The following is a 16795-nucleotide window of genomic DNA, read 5'->3' on the forward strand; positions in this document are numbered from 1 at the left end:
CTATCCGCCTCATAGCCAGAATTCTCAGGTGCCCAAGCGGAAACGACTGCTAAGTTAGGGCGCCTGAGTTTTTGCCAATTCTATGAGGCTCTCGCTATGACCGCACCGACTGCAATTCGCCGACTCAACGCTGCTGACCCGGATTTCGCACATCATCTGGATCATCTGCTGAGCTGGGAAAGTGTGTCTGACGACTCGGTCAATCAGCGGGTGCTGGACATCATCAAGGCCGTGCGCGAGCGTGGCGATGCGGCGCTGGTGGAATTCACCCAGAAGTTCGACGGCCTGCAGGTCGCGTCCATGGCGGAACTGATCCTGCCTCGTGAGCGCCTGGAACTGGCCCTGACCCGAATCACCGTGCCTCAGCGTGAAGCGCTGGAAAAAGCCGCGTCCCGAGTACGCAGCTACCACGAGAAACAGAAACAGGATTCCTGGAGCTACACCGAAGCCGACGGCACCGTGCTGGGCCAAAAGGTCACGCCGCTCGATCGCGCCGGCCTGTATGTACCGGGCGGCAAGGCGTCTTATCCGTCCTCGGTACTGATGAACGCGATTCCGGCCAAGGTGGCCGGTGTCACCGAAGTGGTCATGGTGGTGCCGACGCCTCGTGGCGAAATCAACGAGTTGGTGCTGGCCGCAGCCTGCATCGCCGGCGTCGACCGCGTGTTCACCATCGGCGGCGCTCAAGCGGTCGCCGCGCTGGCTTACGGCACCGAAAGCGTGCCGAAGGTCGACAAGGTGGTCGGTCCGGGCAACATCTACGTCGCCACCGCCAAGCGCCACGTGTTCGGCCAGGTCGGCATCGACATGATCGCCGGCCCATCCGAAATCCTCGTGGTCTGCGACGGGCTGACTGATCCGGACTGGATCGCCATGGATCTGTTCTCCCAGGCCGAGCACGACGAAGACGCCCAGGCGATTCTGGTCAGCCCGGACGCCGAGTTCCTCGACAAGGTCGCCGCCAGCATCGCCAAACTGCTGCCGACCATGGAGCGCGCCGAGATCATCGAAACGTCGATCAATGGCCGTGGTGCGCTGATCAAGGTCCGCGACATGGACCAAGCCATCGAAGTGGCCAACCGCATCGCGCCGGAACACCTTGAGTTGTCCGTTGCTGATCCGCAGGCCTGGCTGCCGAAGATTCGCCACGCTGGCGCGATCTTCATGGGCCGTCACACCTCCGAAGCCTTGGGCGACTACTGCGCCGGTCCGAACCACGTGTTGCCAACCTCCGGCACCGCGCGTTTCTCTTCGCCGCTGGGTGTGTACGACTTCCAGAAACGTTCGTCGATCATCTTCTGCTCCGAGCAGGGTGCGTCGGAACTGGGCAAAACCGCTTCCGTGCTGGCCCGTGGCGAGTCGCTGACCGCCCATGCCCGCAGTGCCGAATACCGCATCATTGACGACAAGCAGGGGAACTGAAGATGAGTAAATTCTGGAGCCCGTTCGTCAAGAACCTGGTGCCTTACGTGCCGGGCGAGCAGCCGAAACTGGCGAAGTTGGTGAAGCTCAACACCAACGAAAACCCGTACGGTCCATCACCAAAAGCCTTCGCGGCGATGCAGACCGAACTGAACGACAATTTGCGTCTGTACCCGGACCCCAACAGCGATCTGCTGAAGAACGCCGTGGCCACGTATTACGGCGTGCAAAGCAACCAAGTGTTCCTCGGCAACGGTTCCGATGAAGTCCTGGCGCACATCTTTCACGGTTTGCTGCAACATGATAATCCGGTCCTGTTCCCGGACATCAGCTACAGCTTCTATCCGGTTTACTGCGGGTTGTACGGCATTGCCTTCGACGCGGTGCCGCTGGACGAGCAGTTCCAGATCAACCCGGCGGACTACGCCAAGCCGAACGGCGGGATCATCTTCCCGAATCCGAACGCACCGACTGGCTGCCTGTTGGCGCTGGATGCCGTGGAGCAAATCCTCAAGGCCAGCCCGGATTCGGTAGTCGTGGTGGATGAGGCTTACATCGATTTCGGCGGTGAGACGGCGATCAGCCTGGTGGATCGTTACCCGAACCTGCTGGTGACCCAGACCCTGTCCAAGTCCCGTTCACTGGCCGGCCTGCGGGTAGGGCTGGCGGTGGGGCATCCGGACCTGATCGAGGCGCTGGAGCGGATCAAGAACAGCTTCAACTCCTATCCGCTGGATCGTCTGGCGAATGTCGGTGCAGCCGCAGCGTTCGAAGATCGTGAGTACTTCGACAAGACCTGCCGGTTGGTCATCGAGAATCGTGAAAAGGTCGTTGCGCAATTGGAAGCGAAGGGCTTTGAAGTGTTGCCGTCGGCGGCGAACTTCATTTTCGCCCGTCATCCGAAACACGATGCGGCGGGGCTGGCGGCGAAGTTGCGCGAGCAGGGTGTGATCGTTCGGCACTTCAAGCAGGAGCGGATTGCCCAGTTCCTGCGGATTTCGATTGGCACGCCGGAGCAGAATCAGGCGTTGATCGACGGCCTGGGCGATCTCTAAAGCATCCCCCGATCCTGTGGGAGCGAGCTTGCTCGCGATGAGGCCATAACATTCAACATCATCGTTGACTGTTAAACCGCTATCGCGAGCAAGGGTTGGTGGGTTACTCGTGATGCGGTTCGCCAAGGAAGGTCAGCGACGTGAACAGCCCGCGCGTCGCCACATCCGGGTTGTCCTTCAGATGAATCTCCATCTGCGCCGCAATTACATTCAACCCTTCATTACGCACCAATACTTGTGCCCGACCTTCTGCGTCGGTTTCGGTGCTCAAGGTATTCGGTGCGCTGCGATAGTCGCCCACCAGCTTCACGCCCGCCGCCGGCTTACCGTCCAATAGCACTCGAACCGGCAACGACTTGCCCGGCCCAACGGTCAGCGGATCAACCTCCGGCAGAATCAGCAGTTTCATCTGATCAAGCTTCGGCAGTTTCGCCCCCGGCTGGTATATCGCCAGGCTGTACTTGAAGGTCTGGGTCGACTCAATGGCCCCTGGCACTTTGCTGCGTCCTTCGTTGATCCATTTCTTGTCCGCCGTTTGCGACCACATGCCATTGTTCAGCGCCACCGCCATCACCGCCGGCAGTTTCAGCGGTTGCAGACGGGCATGATCGGCCAGGCGTTGCACGTTCACCGGGATCATTTTTCCGCCGACGTCATAAGCCCATGCTCCACTGATTTTCTGCGCCTTGAAGGCGTTATCTTCGGCGCCGTGGCCGTAGATGACTTCGATGTTGCCACGACGTTGTTCGGTCCAGAGACCGTGGGCCGAGACTTGGCTGGCACATAACAGACCGAGCAGCAGGCCGGGTAGCGTCAGGGATTTGAGATGTTGCATGGTGACGTCCTTTTACAGGTTGAGTGTCAGGCTGACGGTGAAATTGCGCGGCTCGCCGGGGTTGACCCAGTAGTTGCTGTAGGAGCGCTCGAAGTATTTCTCGTCGAAAAGGTTGTTCAGGTTCAGGCCCACGGTGACGTTTTCACTGGCCTTGTAATGGGCCAGCAGGTCGACGGTGTGGTAGGCCGGCAGTTCGAAATCGCTGCCGGCTTCACCCGAGCGATCACCGACATAGGTGAACGCTGCACCAAGGTCCGAACCGCGCAAGTGGCCGTCCTGAAATTCATAAACGCCCAACAGACTGCCGCTGCGTTTGGCCACGCCGAGAATTCGGCTGCCGGTGGGAATCAGCTTGTCGCCTTGGGTGACTTCGGCGTCGATGTAAGCGAAAGCACCGATCATTCGCACGGCATCGGTCACTTGCCCGGTGACTTGCAGGTCGACACCGTGGCTGCGGGCCTTGCCCATGGCGCGGCTGGAATCGGTGCTCGGATCGAGCGCCAGGACGTTTTCCTTTTCGATATGAAAGGCGGCGAGGGTGGTGCTCAAGCGGTCGTCGAACAGTTCGCTCTTGATCCCGACTTCATAACCGACGCCTTCTTCCGGGTCGAAGGATTTGCCGGTGGCGTCCAGCCCGTTGTTCGGTTTGAACGAGGTGGAGGCGTTGGCGAACACCCCCACTTCGGGCGTCATTTGGTAGAGCAGGCCGGCCCGTTGGGTCAAGGCATCGTGGCGCTGGCGGCTGGTCGCGTTGCGGCTGTGATCGTCGATGTTTTGTTCGAAATGTTCGAAGCGCGCACCGATCATGCCGCGCAGTTTGTCGGTGAAAACGATCTGGTCTTGAAGGTTCAGTGCCTGGCTTTCGACATGCTCGAAGAGATCGGTCCCGGAGCGTGCGCCATTGGGTTTCGGCTGGCCGTATATCGGTCGATAGATATCGATGGCGTACGGGCCACCGGCAATGGTCGTGACCCGTTCGTTCTTGCGGAAATTCTCGTATTCGCTGCCGATCAGCAGTTCGTGTTGCCAACTGCCGATGTCGAACAAACCACGCAATTCGAGTTGGGTGATGCTGTCATGCCAGTTGGTATCGCGCTCGCGGTAGCGACGGTTGACGGTGTGGCCGTCGGCGTTCAATGGACGATTTTCGGACGCGAAGCCCCAGAGTTTGCCTTCCTTGTAATGACTGGCGAGGCGCAGTTTCCAGCGGTCGTTGAGCTGATGTTCGAGGGCGGCTTGCAGCAGATTGTTGTGGTTGTCGATGTTGCCGTCGTTGGGTTCGCCAAGGAAGGTCGAACGGGAGACGCCGCTCCATTTATTGTTCGGCGCGACGATACCGCGATCGAATGTCGAGCTGTGGCGAATGAATTCGCTCTCCACCAACAGGCTGGTGTCCGGGTTCAGTTGCCAACTGAAGGACGGCGCAACGAACACACGCTGGCTGTCGACATGATCGCGGAAGCTGTGGTTGTCCTCGACGGCCAGGTTCACCCGGGACAGAACGTTGCCGTCATCATCCAGCGGTGTGTTGACGTCCACGGCGGTGCGATAGCGATCCCAGCTGCCGGCGCTGGTTTGCAGTGTGGTGAAGGCTTCGGGCTGGGGTTTTTTGGTGACGATGTTCACCGTACCGCCCGGATCGCCACGACCATAGAGGCTGGCGGCCGGGCCTTTGAGCACTTCGATGCGTTCGATGTTGGCCACGTCCGGAGTGCTCGGATAGCCACGGTTGGCGCTGAAACCGTCCTTGTAAAACTCCGAAGTGGTGAAGCCGCGCACGCTGTATTCGTAAAGCGTCAGGCCGCCGAAGTTGTTCTGCTTCGATACGCCACCGGCAAAATCCAGCGCGCGCTCGACGCTGGTGCTGCCCAGATCCTGGAGCACACTGACGGGAATCACACTGATCGATTGCGGGATATCGCGAATCGCCGTGTCGGTCTTGGTTGCGCTGGAAGAGCGCGTGGCGCGGTAACCCTTGACCGGGCCGGTGGGGGATTCGTACTCGGAGGTGACGCTGATGACGTCCAGTTCAACGGTTTGCGATTCTTCGGCGAAGACCGGATCCCCCAGCAAACCGAGGGCCAGGCCTGCGAGGGAAGCCATTGTTCGAGACGACATGTTATGTTGTTCCAATAGTGATATTGAAACAATATAACATGACCAATGAGAATGTCTGCTGTTAACAGCTTCGGAGTTATGGAGCTGCTGAGGGCGCAGCTCCTACCGGCTTACTCTCCTTCTTTTTCCTTGATCGGCGCGGGTGGCGGACGCAAACCGATCTCGGCGGTGAGCTTGAGCTCTTTGCCGTTGCGCATCACCTGGATCGTGACCTTGTCGGTCGGTTTGATCCGAGCGACCTGGTTCATCGAACGACGACCATCGCCGGCCGGTTCGCCGTCGATGCTGAGGATCACGTCACCCAGTTGCAGGCCGGCCTTCTGCGCCGGGCCGTCACGGAAAATCCCCGCGACCACAATGCCCGGGCGCCCCGACAGGCCAAACGATTCCGCCAGTTCCTGGCTCAACGGCTGCACCTCGATACCGAGCCAGCCGCGAATCACCTGGCCGTGTTCGATAATCGACTTCATCACTTCCATGGCCAGTTTCACCGGGATCGCGAAACCGATGCCCTGCGAACCGCCGGACTTGGAGAAGATCGCCGTGTTGATGCCGGTCAGGTTGCCGTTGGCATCCACCAGCGCACCGCCGGAGTTGCCGGGGTTGATCGCCGCGTCGGTCTGGATGAAGTCTTCGTAGTTGTTCAGGCCCAGTTGATTGCGCCCGGTAGCGCTGATGATGCCCATGGTCACGGTCTGGCCGACGCCGAACGGGTTGCCGATAGCCAGGGCCACGTCGCCGATGCGGATGTTGTCGGAGCGCCCGACAGTGATCGATGGAAGATTCTTCAAGTCGATCTTCAGGACCGCGAGGTCGGTTTCCGGGTCGCTGCCGATCACCCGGGCCAGGGTTTCACGACCGTCCTTGAGCGCCACCACGATCTGGTCGGCACCGGTGGTCACGTGGTTGTTGGTCAGCAGGTAACCTTCCGGGCTCATGATCACGCCGGAGCCGAGGCTCGACTCCATGCGCTTCTGTTTGGGCGAGTTGTCGCCGAAGAAGCGGCGGAACTGCGGATCCTCGAACAGCGGATGGTTCGGTTTGTTGATGACTTTGGTGGTGTACAGATTGACCACCGACGGCGCGGCCGTGGTGACCGCGTCGGCATAGGACACGGGGCCTTGTTGCATGGTGGTGGTTTGCGGGGCTTGCTGCATGTTGACGTCGAGGCTCGGGAGCCCGACCCACTGCGGGTAACGCTGGATTATCAATAGAGCGATAAGCACGCCAGCCAACAGCGGCCAGCCGGAAAAACGCAGCGCCTTGAGCATTAAGCACGTCCTGAGAGGTTGCAGGCGGTATGAGACCGCCCATAATGTCGCGCATTATACGAGGCGAAGCGTGCCTCTGAACGGGATATTTAGGAGTCTTTTATGGCCGTCGCCTTGAGCACCCTGGTCGAAGAAGCCGACCGTTACCTTAACAGTGCAAAGATTGCCGATTACTGCCCCAACGGGTTGCAGGTCGAAGGCAGTCCGCAGGTCATGCGCATTGTCAGTGGCGTCACCGCCAGCCAGGCGTTGCTCGACGCTGCTGTGGAAGCCAGCGCCGATCTGGTGCTGGTGCATCACGGCTATTTCTGGAAAGGCGAGAATCCGTGCATCACCGGCATGAAGCAGCGTCGGTTGAAAACCCTGCTCAAGCACGATATCAGCCTGTTGTCCTACCATCTGCCGCTGGATCTGCACCCGGAAGTCGGCAATAACGTGCAGCTGGCGCGTCAGCTCGATATCACTGTGGAAGGCCCATTGGATCCGGACAATCTCAAAGTTGTCGGCCTGGTCGGTTCATTGAGCGAGCCGGTGACGGCCCGCGATTTTGCCCGTCGCGTACAAGAAGTCATGGGGCGCGAGCCGTTGCTGATTGAAGGCAGCGAGATGATTCGCCGCGTTGGCTGGTGCACCGGTGGCGGTCAGGGTTACATCGATCAGGCCGTGCTGGCTGGCGTCGACTTGTACCTCAGCGGTGAGGCGTCCGAGCAGACCTTCCACAGCGCCCGGGAAAACGACATCAGCTTCATCGCCGCCGGCCATCACGCCACCGAGCGCTATGGCGTGCAGGCACTCGGGGATTATCTGGCGCGACGGTTTGCCCTTGAGCACATCTTCATCGATTGCCCCAATCCCATCTGAATCACCTCCCCTGTCCACTGTGGGAGCGAGCCTGCTCGCGATGGCTGCGTCACATTCGACATTGATGTGACTGACACACCGCTATCGCGAGCAGGCTCACTCCCACAGGACCCAGTACACCCGAACAGGCAGGTATATTCATATACCCTTTCGATCTAGTCGGCGTCCTGATTAGAAGAGGTCGCTGTGCTAGGATTCCCCGCTCGAACACGGCCCGCTGGCCGTCCATAAGATCGTTTTCGTGAGTAGCCATGGTCGACAAACTGACGCATCTGAAACAGCTGGAGGCCGAAAGCATCCACATCATCCGCGAGGTCGCCGCCGAGTTCGATAACCCGGTGATGCTGTACTCCGTCGGTAAAGACTCCGCCGTGATGCTGCACCTTGCGCGCAAGGCATTCTTCCCGGGCAAACTGCCGTTCCCGGTGATGCACGTCGACACCCAGTGGAAGTTCAAGGAAATGTACGCGTTCCGCGACCGCATGGTCGAAGAACTGGGCCTGGACCTGCTGGTGCACGTGAATCCCGAGGGTGTTGCGCAGGGTATCAACCCGCTCACCCACGGCAGCGCCAAGCACACCGATATCATGAAAACCGAAGGCCTCAAGCAGGCCCTCGACAAGTACGGTTTCGATGCCGCTTTCGGTGGTGCCCGTCGTGACGAAGAGAAATCCCGTGCCAAAGAGCGCGTGTATTCCTTCCGCGATACCAAGCACCGCTGGGACCCGAAAAACCAGCGTCCCGAGTTGTGGAACGTCTACAACGGCAAGGTCAACAAGGGCGAATCGATCCGTGTTTTCCCGTTGTCGAACTGGACCGAACTGGACATCTGGCAGTACATCTACCTCGAAGGCATCCCGATTGTGCCGCTGTATTTCGCCGCCGAGCGCGACGTTATCGAGATGAATGGCACCTGGATCATGATCGACGACGAACGCCTGCTCAATCACCTGAGCGATGAAGACAAAGCGCGCATCGTCAAGAAGAAGGTCCGCTTCCGTACGCTCGGCGACTACCCGCTGACCGGTGCGGTCGAGTCCGAGGCTACCAGCCTGACCGACATCATTCAGGAAATGCTCCTGACGCGAACTTCCGAACGCCAGGGCCGGGTCATCGATCACGATGGCGCAGGCTCGATGGAAGAAAAGAAACGTCAGGGTTATTTCTAAGGAGTTGTCATGTCGCACGTATCTGATTTGATCAGCGAGGACATCCTCGCCTACCTGGGCCAGCACGAACGCAAGGAAATGCTGCGCTTTCTGACCTGTGGCAACGTCGACGACGGCAAGAGCACCCTGATCGGGCGCTTGCTGCACGACTCCAAAATGATCTACGAAGATCACCTGGAAGCCATTACCCGCGACTCGAAAAAAGTCGGCACCACCGGCGATGACATCGACCTGGCATTGCTGGTCGACGGCCTGCAGGCCGAGCGTGAGCAGGGCATCACCATCGATGTCGCTTACCGTTATTTCTCCACCGCCAAACGCAAATTCATCATCGCCGACACCCCTGGCCATGAGCAGTACACCCGCAACATGGCCACCGGTGCGTCCACCTGTGACCTGGCGATCATCCTGGTCGACGCCCGTTACGGTGTGCAGACCCAGACCCGTCGCCACAGCTTCATTGCCTCGTTGCTGGGCATCAAGCACATCGTTGTCGCGATCAACAAGATGGACCTCAACGGCTTCGACGAAACAGTCTTCGAGTCGATCAAGGCCGATTATCTGAAGTTCGCCGAAGGCATCGCCTTCAAGCCGACCACCATGGCCTTCGTGCCGATGTCGGCGCTCAAGGGCGACAACGTGGTGAACAAGTCCGAGCGCTCGCCGTGGTACACCGGCCAGTCGCTGATGGAAATTCTTGAAACCGTCGAAATCGCCAGCGACCGCAACTACACCGACCTGCGTTTCCCTGTGCAGTACGTCAACCGTCCGAACCTGAACTTCCGTGGTTTCGCCGGTACGCTGGCCAGCGGCGTCGTGCACAAGGGCGACGAAGTCGTTGTGCTGCCGTCGGGCAAGAGCAGCCGCGTGAAATCCATCGTCACCTTCGAAGGTGAGCTGGAGCACGCCGGTCCTGGTCAAGCGGTGACGCTGACCATGGAAGACGAGATCGACATCTCCCGCGGCGACTTGCTGGTGCACGCCGACAACCAGCCGCAAGTGACTGACGCCTTCGACGCCATGCTGGTGTGGATGGCCGAAGAGCCGATGCTGCCGGGCAAGAAATACGACATCAAGCGCGCCACGAGTTACGTGCCGGGTTCGATCACCAGCATCGTCAACCGCGTTGACGTGAACACCCTGGAAGAAGGTCCGGCCAGTTCGTTGAACCTGAACGAGATCGGCAGGGTCAAGGTCAGCCTCGACGCCGCCATCGCGCTGGACGGTTACGCGAGCAACCGCACCACTGGTTCGTTTATCGTCATCGATCGTCTGACCAATGGCACCGTCGCGGCCGGCATGATCATCGCTCAGCCGTTGAGCCATGGCACCAGCACGCATCACGGCAAACTGGCGCACGTCGCCACCGAAGAACGCGCTCAGCGCTTCGGCCAGCAACCGGCCACCGTGTTGTTCAGCGGCTTGTCGGGCGCCGGCAAAAGCACTCTGGCTTACGCCGTTGAACGCAAACTGTTCGACATGGGCCGCGCGGTGTTTGTACTCGATGGCCAGAACCTGCGTCACGACCTGAACAAAGGTCTGCCACAGGATCGCGCCGGGCGTACCGAGAACTGGCGTCGTGCGGCGCACGTTGCGCGTCAGTTCAACGAAGCGGGTCTGCTGACACTGGCAGCTTTCGTTGCGCCGAGTGCCGAAGGTCGTGAGCAGGCCAGGGAACTGATCGGCAAGGAGCGTCTGCTGACGGTCTACGTCCAGGCCTCGCCGACGGTCTGCGCCGAGCGTGACCCTCAAGGCCTGTACGCGGCGGCCGGGGATAACATCCCGGGCGATTCCTTCCCGTACGACGTGCCGCTGGACGCCGACCTCGTGGTCGATACCCAGTCGCTGTCGCTGGAAGAAAGCGTCAAGCAAGTGCTGGATCTGCTGCGTAAGCGCGGCGCGATCTAAGCGTTAGCCGTTAATAAAAAACCCGCCGATGAGTGATCATCGGCGGGTTTTTTTGTGTCCTTGAGTCAGCCATCGCGAGCAAGCTCGCTCCCACAGGTTCAGTGTCCACCGAAGATCCACTGTGGGAGCGAGCTTGCTCGCGATGAGGCCAGTACAGGCACCTCAAGACTTGGCGGGATACTCGCGGTGCATCTGCGCAAGCAACGCGTCCTTGTCCTGCCACAACTGGTTGATCCAGCCCTGAAACTGCAAGCGATATTCGCCGTCCTGATCGTAGTTCTTGCCAATGAATTGCGGCGGAATCTTCAACTCCTGAAAATGCACCACCACATCCTTCACGTTCCCACAGAGCAAATCCCAATAACCGGGACGCCCGGCCGGGTAGTGAATGGTCACGTTGACGATGGCTTCCAGCTGCTCCCCCATGGCATCCAGCACAAATGCAATGCCGCCAGCCTTCGGTTTGAGCAAGTGACGGAACGGCGATTTCTGCTGGGCATGCTTGCCTTCGGTGAAACGCGTGCCTTCGACGAAGTTGAAAATCCCCACCGGGTTATGGCGGAACTTGTCGCAGGTCTTGCGGGTGGTTTCCAGGTCTTTGCCTTTCTTCTCCGGGTGCTTTTCCAGGTAGGCCTTGGAGTAGCGCTTCATGAACGGAAAGCCGAGCGCCCACCACGCCAGACCAATCACCGGTACCCAGATCAGTTCCTGTTTGAGGAAGAACTTCAGCGGACGAATCTTCCGGTTCAGCACGTATTGCAACACCATGATGTCGACCCAGCTCTGGTGGTTGCTGGTGATCAAATACGAGTGCTGATAGTCCAGACCTTCCAGGCCGCTGAGTTTCCAGCGCGTGTGTCCGAGCAAGTCCATCCAGGCCTTGTTGTTGCTGATCCAGGCTTCGTGGATATGACTCATCAGCCAATCGGTAAAACGCTGGGCGGCGGGGAAGGGCAATAGCAGTTTGAAAATCGCGACGATGAACAGCGGTGTGCAGCAGGCAATCGTGTTCAGTGCCAACAGCAGCGAGGCAATTACGCCTCGCAGGGGGGCAGGTAGAGAATCCAGCATTTAGAGATCCAAAGGTCGGTTGGCAGCTTGAATCGCGGTCAACGCGATGGTGTAGACGATGTCGTCGACTTGCGCGCCGCGCGGCAGGTCGTTCACCGGTTTGCGCAGGCCTTGCAGCATCGGCCCGAGGCTGACGCAGTCGGCGCTGCGCTGCACGGCTTTGTGGGTGGTGTTGCCGGTGTTCAGGTCGGGGAACACGAACACTGTGGCGCGCCCGGCGACCTGGCTGTTCGGCGCCAGTTGCCGGGCGACGGTTTCATTGGCGGCGGCGTCGTACTGCAATGGGCCGTCGATCAGCAGCGAGTTTTGTTGTTCGTGGGCGAGCAATGTCGCTTCGCGCACCTTCTCGACTTCTTCGCCGCTGGCCGATTCACCGCTGGAGTAGCTGATCATCGCCACGCGCGGGGTGATGCCGAAGGCGGCTGCCGAGTCGGCGCTTTGCAGCGCGATCTCGGCCAGTTCGCTGGCGCTCGGGTGCGGGTTCATTACGCAGTCGCCGTAGACCAGCACTTCCTCGGGGAAGAGCATGAAGAACACCGACGATACCAACGTGCAACCCGGCGCCGTTTTAATAAGCTGCAGGGCCGGGCGGATGGTGTTGGCGGTGGAGTGAATGACCCCGGACACCAGGCCGTCGACTTCATCCAGCGCCAGCATCATGGTGCCGATCACCACGGTGTCTTCCAGTTGCTGCTCGGCCATCGGCGCGTTGAGGCTTTTGGTTTTGCGCAGGGCAACCATCGGCTCGACGTAGCGCTCGCGAATCAGGTCCGGGTCGAGAATCTCCAGCCCTGGCGGCAACTCGATATCGTGAGCACGTGCGACGGCTTCGACGTCTTCCGGTTTCGCCAGCAACACGCAACGGGCGATACCACGCGCCTGACAGATCGCTGCGGCTTGCACGGTCAACGGCTCGCTTCCTTCGGGCAGGACGATGCGTTTGTTGGCAGCCTGGGCGCGCTGGATCAATTGATAACGGAACACGGCGGGCGACAGGCGCATTTCCCGTGGCGTGCCGCAGCGCTGGTGCAGCCACTTGGCGTCGAGGTGGCTGGCGACGAAGTCGGTGATGATCTCCGCGCGCTCGCGGTCGTCGATCGGGATTTCCTTGTTCAAACCGTTCAACTGGTTGGCAGTCTCGTAGGAACCGGTGCTCACCGACAACACCGGCAGGCCAGCCTGCAACGCGCCACGACAGAGGTCCATGATGCGCGGGTCGGGCAGGGTGTCGCTGGTCAGCAACAGGCCGGCCAGCGGCACGCCGTTCATGGCCGCGAGGCTGACGGCGAGGATGATGTCGTCGCGATCACCGGGGGTTACCACCAACACGCCGGGCTTGAGCAGCTCCACGGTGTTGCGCATGGTGCGGGCGCAGATGATGATTTTGGTCATGCGCCGGGTCTCGTAATCACCGGCATTGAGAATTTGCGCGCCCATCAGATCGGCGACGTCGCGAGTGCGCGGGGCGTTCAATTCCGGCTGGAACGGGATGCAACCCAACAGGCGGAAATCGCCACTGCGCAGCAATGGCGAATGCTCTTTCAAGCGCGAGGCAAAGGCCTCCATGCTCTCGTCGGTTTTGACTTTGTTGAGGATCACTCCGAGGACTTTCGGGTCTTTCGGACCGCCGAACAATTGCGCCTGCAATTCCACTCGGCCGGAGAGTTCGGTCAGCACTTCGTTTTCCGGTGCCGAGACCAGGATCACTTCGGCGTCGAGGCTTTTCGCCAAATGCAGATTGACCCGCGCGGCGTAGCTGGCGCTGCGGGTCGGAACCATGCCTTCTACGATTAGCACGTCTTTGCCGACGGCAGCCTGCTGATAGAGGGTGATGATTTCTTCGAGCAACTCGTCCAGCTGACCGTCGCCGAGCATGCGCTCGACGTGCGCCAGACCAAGCGGCTGAGGCGGTTTCAAACCGTGAGTGCGCGCCACCAGTTCAGTGGACCGTTCAGGCCCGGTGTCGCCCGGATGCGGCTGGGCAATCGGTTTGAAAAAGCCGACTTTGAGGCCAGCCCGCTCAAGGGTACGCACCAGCCCGAGGCTGATGGAGGTCAGACCCACACCAAAATCGGTGGGCGCGATAAAAAAAGTTTGCATGCGAATTCTCTGGAGGTGCATGTGGGCAGCCCGTGTGGCCTTTGCTGTCAGTCAAATTCGGCGCCTGAAATCCATATCCTGCGTTGCTGTTCCTCCCCATAGCGAGCTATGACTCGTCACAGCGCCTTGGCTATGGACTTCAGGCATCCGAATTTGATCTGACGCAAAGGCCGTACGGGCCGCCAGGCGATCATCTATGTCTGACGATCTACCGAATTTCAGTCGCCAAGGTTAGCGCTAACCGAGCCTTGTGCGCACCAACCGCAATCAAAGGGCTGGCCTATTTTTTCAGTACGTTGCGTGGAGTCCAGGACCCAGGCGCGCGATTGCCACGGTGGCTGGTGGCGCAGGTGCTGGGTGTGACCGCAGGAAAGCTCGGCCACCCAGTGCCCGTCCTCATCTTGATGGAAGCCTGTGACCGTCGAGCCTTTCGCCGTCACCCGTCTGTCCGGGTTGTGTTCGCTTTCGGGCGATTGCTTCGCTAAACTTGGCCATTCTTCATTCTTTTGCAAAAGGTCTCGCCCCATGCTGATCGCCGCCAATAAGGCTGTCTCCATCGACTATACCCTGACCAACGACGCTGGTGAGGTCATCGACAGCTCCGCCGGCGGCGCGCCGCTGGTCTACCTGCAAGGCGCAGGTAACATCATCCCGGGCCTGGAAAAGGCACTGGAAGGCAAAGCGGTCGGCGACGAGCTGACCGTAGCCGTTGAACCTGAAGATGCCTACGGCGAATACGCTGCCGAACTGGTCAGCACGTTGAGCCGCAGCATGTTCGAAGGCGTCGACGAACTGGAAGTGGGTATGCAGTTCCACGCATCCGCTCCGGACGGCCAGATGCAGATCGTCACCATTCGCGATCTGGACGGCGACGATGTCACCGTCGACGGCAACCACCCGTTGGCCGGTCAGCGCCTGAATTTCCAGGTCAAGATCATCGACATCCGTGACGCCAGCCAGGAAGAAATCGCTCATGGTCACGTCCATGGCGAAGGTGGCCATCACCACTGATTTTCTGCGCTAAGCTCAGAGAACTGGAGAGGCGCCCGAGGGGCGCCTTTTTTAGTCCGCGGCTGTCCTTGGTGACACCGCCAAGTGGCTGTTTCGAGAAGAACACGGGAATTTGGAGTTCGTCATGAGTGCTTTTCACGACCTTAAATTGACAGCCCTGGATGGACAGGAGCTACCGCTGGCGCCTTTCAAGGGGCGTGTCGTGCTGGTGGTCAACGTTGCCTCCAAATGCGGCTTGACCCCACAGTACGCGGCGCTGGAAAACCTCTACCAGCAATACAAGGACAAGGGCTTCAGCGTACTGGGCCTGCCGTGCAACCAGTTTGCCGGGCAGGAACCGGGTACCGAGCAAGAGATCCAGGAGTTTTGCAGCCTCAACTACGGCGTGAGTTTTCCGTTGTCCAGCAAGCTGGAAGTCAACGGTCATGATCGTCATCAGCTGTACCGTCTGCTGGCGGGCGAGGGTGCTGAATTTCCCGGTGACATTACCTGGAACTTCGAAAAATTCCTGCTGGGCAAGGATGGTCGCGTGCTGGCGCGGTTCTCGCCGCGCACGGCGCCGGATGATCCGTCTGTCGTTCATGCGATCGAAAAAGCGCTGAGCTGAACCAAAAAAATCGCAGCCACCGAGCTGCGATTTTTTATGCCTGCCTTTTTAACCTTAATCACCGCAATCAATAGTGCTGTGCATCGCTTGCCGCTCCGCATATTATCGCCGTCATAAAACTTCTGTCCCGTCGATACTGTTTTCGTGGAGCGTCCCATGCCCGTCAAAGCCCTGTTCAAACCGTTCCACCTCGGCACCCTCGAACTGCCGACCCGCGTCGTCATGGCGCCGATGACCCGTTCGTTTTCGCCGGGTGGCGTTCCCAATTCCAAAGTGATCGAGTACTACCGTCGTCGCGCCGCTGCGGGTGTTGGCCTGATCATCACCGAAGGCACCACCGTCGGCCACAAGGCTTCCAACGGCTACCCGAACGTGCCGCATTTCTACGGTGAAGCAGCGCTGGCCGGCTGGAAGAAAGTGGTCGACGCGGTTCATGCTGAAGGCGGCAAGATCGTTCCGCAGCTGTGGCATGTCGGCAGCGTGCGCCGCATCGGCACCGAGCCGGATGCCAGCGTGCCGGGTTACGGTCCGTCGGAGAAATTGAAGGACGGTCAGGTCGTGGTTCACGGCATGACCCAGCAAGATATCCAGGACGTGATCGCCGCATTTGCCCAGGCCGCCAAAGATGCCCAGAGCATCGGCATGGACGGCGTGGAAATTCACGGTGCCCACGGCTACCTCGTGGACCAGTTTTTCTGGGAAGGCAGCAACCAGCGCACCGACGAATACGGCGGCAGCCTGGCTAACCGTTCGCGTTTTGCCATTGAACTGATCCAGGCGGTGCGTGCTGCGGTCGGCGAAGGCTTCCCGATTATTTTCCGTTTCTCTCAATGGAAGCAGCAGGATTACACCGCGCGTCTGGTGCAAACCCCGGAGGCACTGGGTGAATTCCTCAAGCCGCTGTCCGACGCCGGCGTGGATATTTTCCACTGCTCGACGCGTCGTTTCTGGGAGCCGGAGTTCGACGGTTCCGAGCTGAACCTGGCCGGTTGGACCCGTAAGCTCACCGGTAAACCGACCATCACCGTGGGCAGCGTCGGCCTGGACGGCGAGTTCCTGCAGTTCATGGTCAACACCGACAAGATCGCGCAGCCGGCCAGTCTGGAAAAACTGCTGGAGCGTTTGAACAATGATGAGTTCGATCTGGTGGCGGTAGGACGTGCGTTGCTGGTGGACCCGGACTGGGCGCAGAAAGTGCGTGACGGCCGTGAAGAAGACATCCTGCCGTTCAGCCGTGAGGCGTTGATGACCCTGGTTTAAGCGGCGACTGGAAGGACGCCATCGCGAGCAAGCTCGCTCCCACAGTGGTTCTGCGTCGTACACAAATCCAGTGTGGGAGCGAGCTTGCTCGCGATGGCTGACTCAAA

General features: G+C 59.8%; 14 protein-coding genes. 8 read left to right on the forward strand and 6 right to left on the reverse strand.

Features of this window, described 5'->3' with window-relative positions; translation table 11 throughout:
* Positions 1–96: 96 nt before the first annotated feature.
* Positions 97–1422 (forward strand): histidinol dehydrogenase, encoded by a 1326-nt coding sequence (hisD, locus tag ACA056_RS04135; RefSeq protein WP_497270686.1) that lies wholly within the window; start codon positions 97–99, stop codon positions 1420–1422.
* A gap of 2 nt (positions 1423–1424) precedes the next feature.
* The gene (hisC, locus tag ACA056_RS04140) at positions 1425–2477 is read left to right on the forward strand and encodes a histidinol-phosphate transaminase (RefSeq protein WP_497270688.1); all 1053 of its coding nucleotides are present in this window, start codon (positions 1425–1427) and stop codon (positions 2475–2477) included.
* Positions 2478–2580: 103 nt separating this feature from the next.
* Here the strand turns inward: hisC and ACA056_RS04145 are convergent, their stop codons facing one another.
* The 3 genes from ACA056_RS04145 to algW all read right to left on the reverse strand — a co-directional run bounded on the left by ACA056_RS04145 (position 2581) and on the right by algW (position 6701).
* On the reverse strand, positions 2581–3312 hold the full coding sequence (locus ACA056_RS04145) for a DUF4198 domain-containing protein (RefSeq protein ID WP_497270690.1): 732 nt from the start codon (positions 3310–3312) through the stop codon (positions 2581–2583).
* A 12-nt stretch (positions 3313–3324) separates the two neighbouring features.
* Entirely contained in the window at positions 3325–5430 is a 2106-nt protein-coding gene (locus tag ACA056_RS04150) for a TonB-dependent siderophore receptor (RefSeq protein WP_497270692.1), read from the reverse strand.
* Between the two features lie 110 nt (positions 5431–5540).
* Entirely contained in the window at positions 5541–6701 is a 1161-nt protein-coding gene (gene algW / locus ACA056_RS04155; protein WP_497270694.1) for a Do family serine endopeptidase AlgW, read from the reverse strand.
* 102 nt (positions 6702–6803) lie between these two features.
* On the opposite strand from algW, the gene ACA056_RS04160 reads away from it, so the two are divergent.
* The 3 genes from ACA056_RS04160 (at position 6804) to cysN (ending at position 10639) form a co-directional block, all read left to right on the forward strand.
* Entirely contained in the window at positions 6804–7562 is a 759-nt protein-coding gene (locus tag ACA056_RS04160; RefSeq protein ID WP_497270696.1) for a Nif3-like dinuclear metal center hexameric protein, read from the forward strand.
* 251 nt (positions 7563–7813) lie between these two features.
* Positions 7814–8731: a sulfate adenylyltransferase subunit CysD gene (gene cysD / locus ACA056_RS04165; protein ID WP_008008639.1), complete on the forward strand. Its 918-nt coding sequence runs from the start codon at positions 7814–7816 to the stop codon at positions 8729–8731.
* A 9-nt stretch (positions 8732–8740) separates the two neighbouring features.
* A complete protein-coding gene (gene cysN, locus ACA056_RS04170; RefSeq protein WP_497270698.1) occupies positions 8741–10639 on the forward strand; it encodes a sulfate adenylyltransferase subunit CysN in 1899 nt (632 codons plus the stop codon).
* 162 nt (positions 10640–10801) lie between these two features.
* Here the strand turns inward: cysN and yihG are convergent, their stop codons facing one another.
* The 3 genes from yihG to ACA056_RS04185 form a co-directional block, all read right to left on the reverse strand.
* Positions 10802–11710 carry a 1-acylglycerol-3-phosphate O-acyltransferase, YihG family gene (gene yihG, locus ACA056_RS04175; protein WP_497270700.1) on the reverse strand — a complete coding sequence of 303 codons (909 nt, stop codon included), beginning with the start codon at positions 11708–11710 and terminating at the stop codon, positions 10802–10804.
* Positions 11711–13810 (reverse strand): phosphate acetyltransferase, encoded by a 2100-nt coding sequence (gene pta / locus ACA056_RS04180; RefSeq protein ID WP_497270702.1) that lies wholly within the window; start codon positions 13808–13810, stop codon positions 11711–11713. It abuts the gene before it with no gap.
* A 218-nt stretch (positions 13811–14028) separates the two neighbouring features.
* Positions 14029–14367, reverse strand: a complete 339-nt coding sequence (locus ACA056_RS04185; protein WP_497270704.1) for a DUF3565 domain-containing protein — start codon at positions 14365–14367, stop codon at positions 14029–14031.
* Between ACA056_RS04185 and ACA056_RS04190 the strand changes: the two genes are divergently transcribed.
* The 3 genes from ACA056_RS04190 (at position 14336) to ACA056_RS04200 (ending at position 16688) form a co-directional block, all read left to right on the forward strand.
* Positions 14336–14821 carry an FKBP-type peptidyl-prolyl cis-trans isomerase gene (locus ACA056_RS04190; RefSeq protein WP_007901600.1) on the forward strand — a complete coding sequence of 162 codons (486 nt, stop codon included), beginning with the start codon at positions 14336–14338 and terminating at the stop codon, positions 14819–14821. The genes ACA056_RS04185 and ACA056_RS04190 overlap by 32 nt on opposite strands.
* A 124-nt stretch (positions 14822–14945) precedes the next feature.
* A complete protein-coding gene (locus ACA056_RS04195) occupies positions 14946–15428 on the forward strand; it encodes a glutathione peroxidase (protein WP_134421995.1) in 483 nt (160 codons plus the stop codon).
* A gap of 156 nt (positions 15429–15584) precedes the next feature.
* A complete protein-coding gene (locus ACA056_RS04200; protein ID WP_076028629.1) occupies positions 15585–16688 on the forward strand; it encodes an NADH:flavin oxidoreductase in 1104 nt (367 codons plus the stop codon).
* Positions 16689–16795 lie beyond the last annotated feature (107 nt).

This window comes from Pseudomonas sp. LBUM1666, assembly GCF_059695775.1.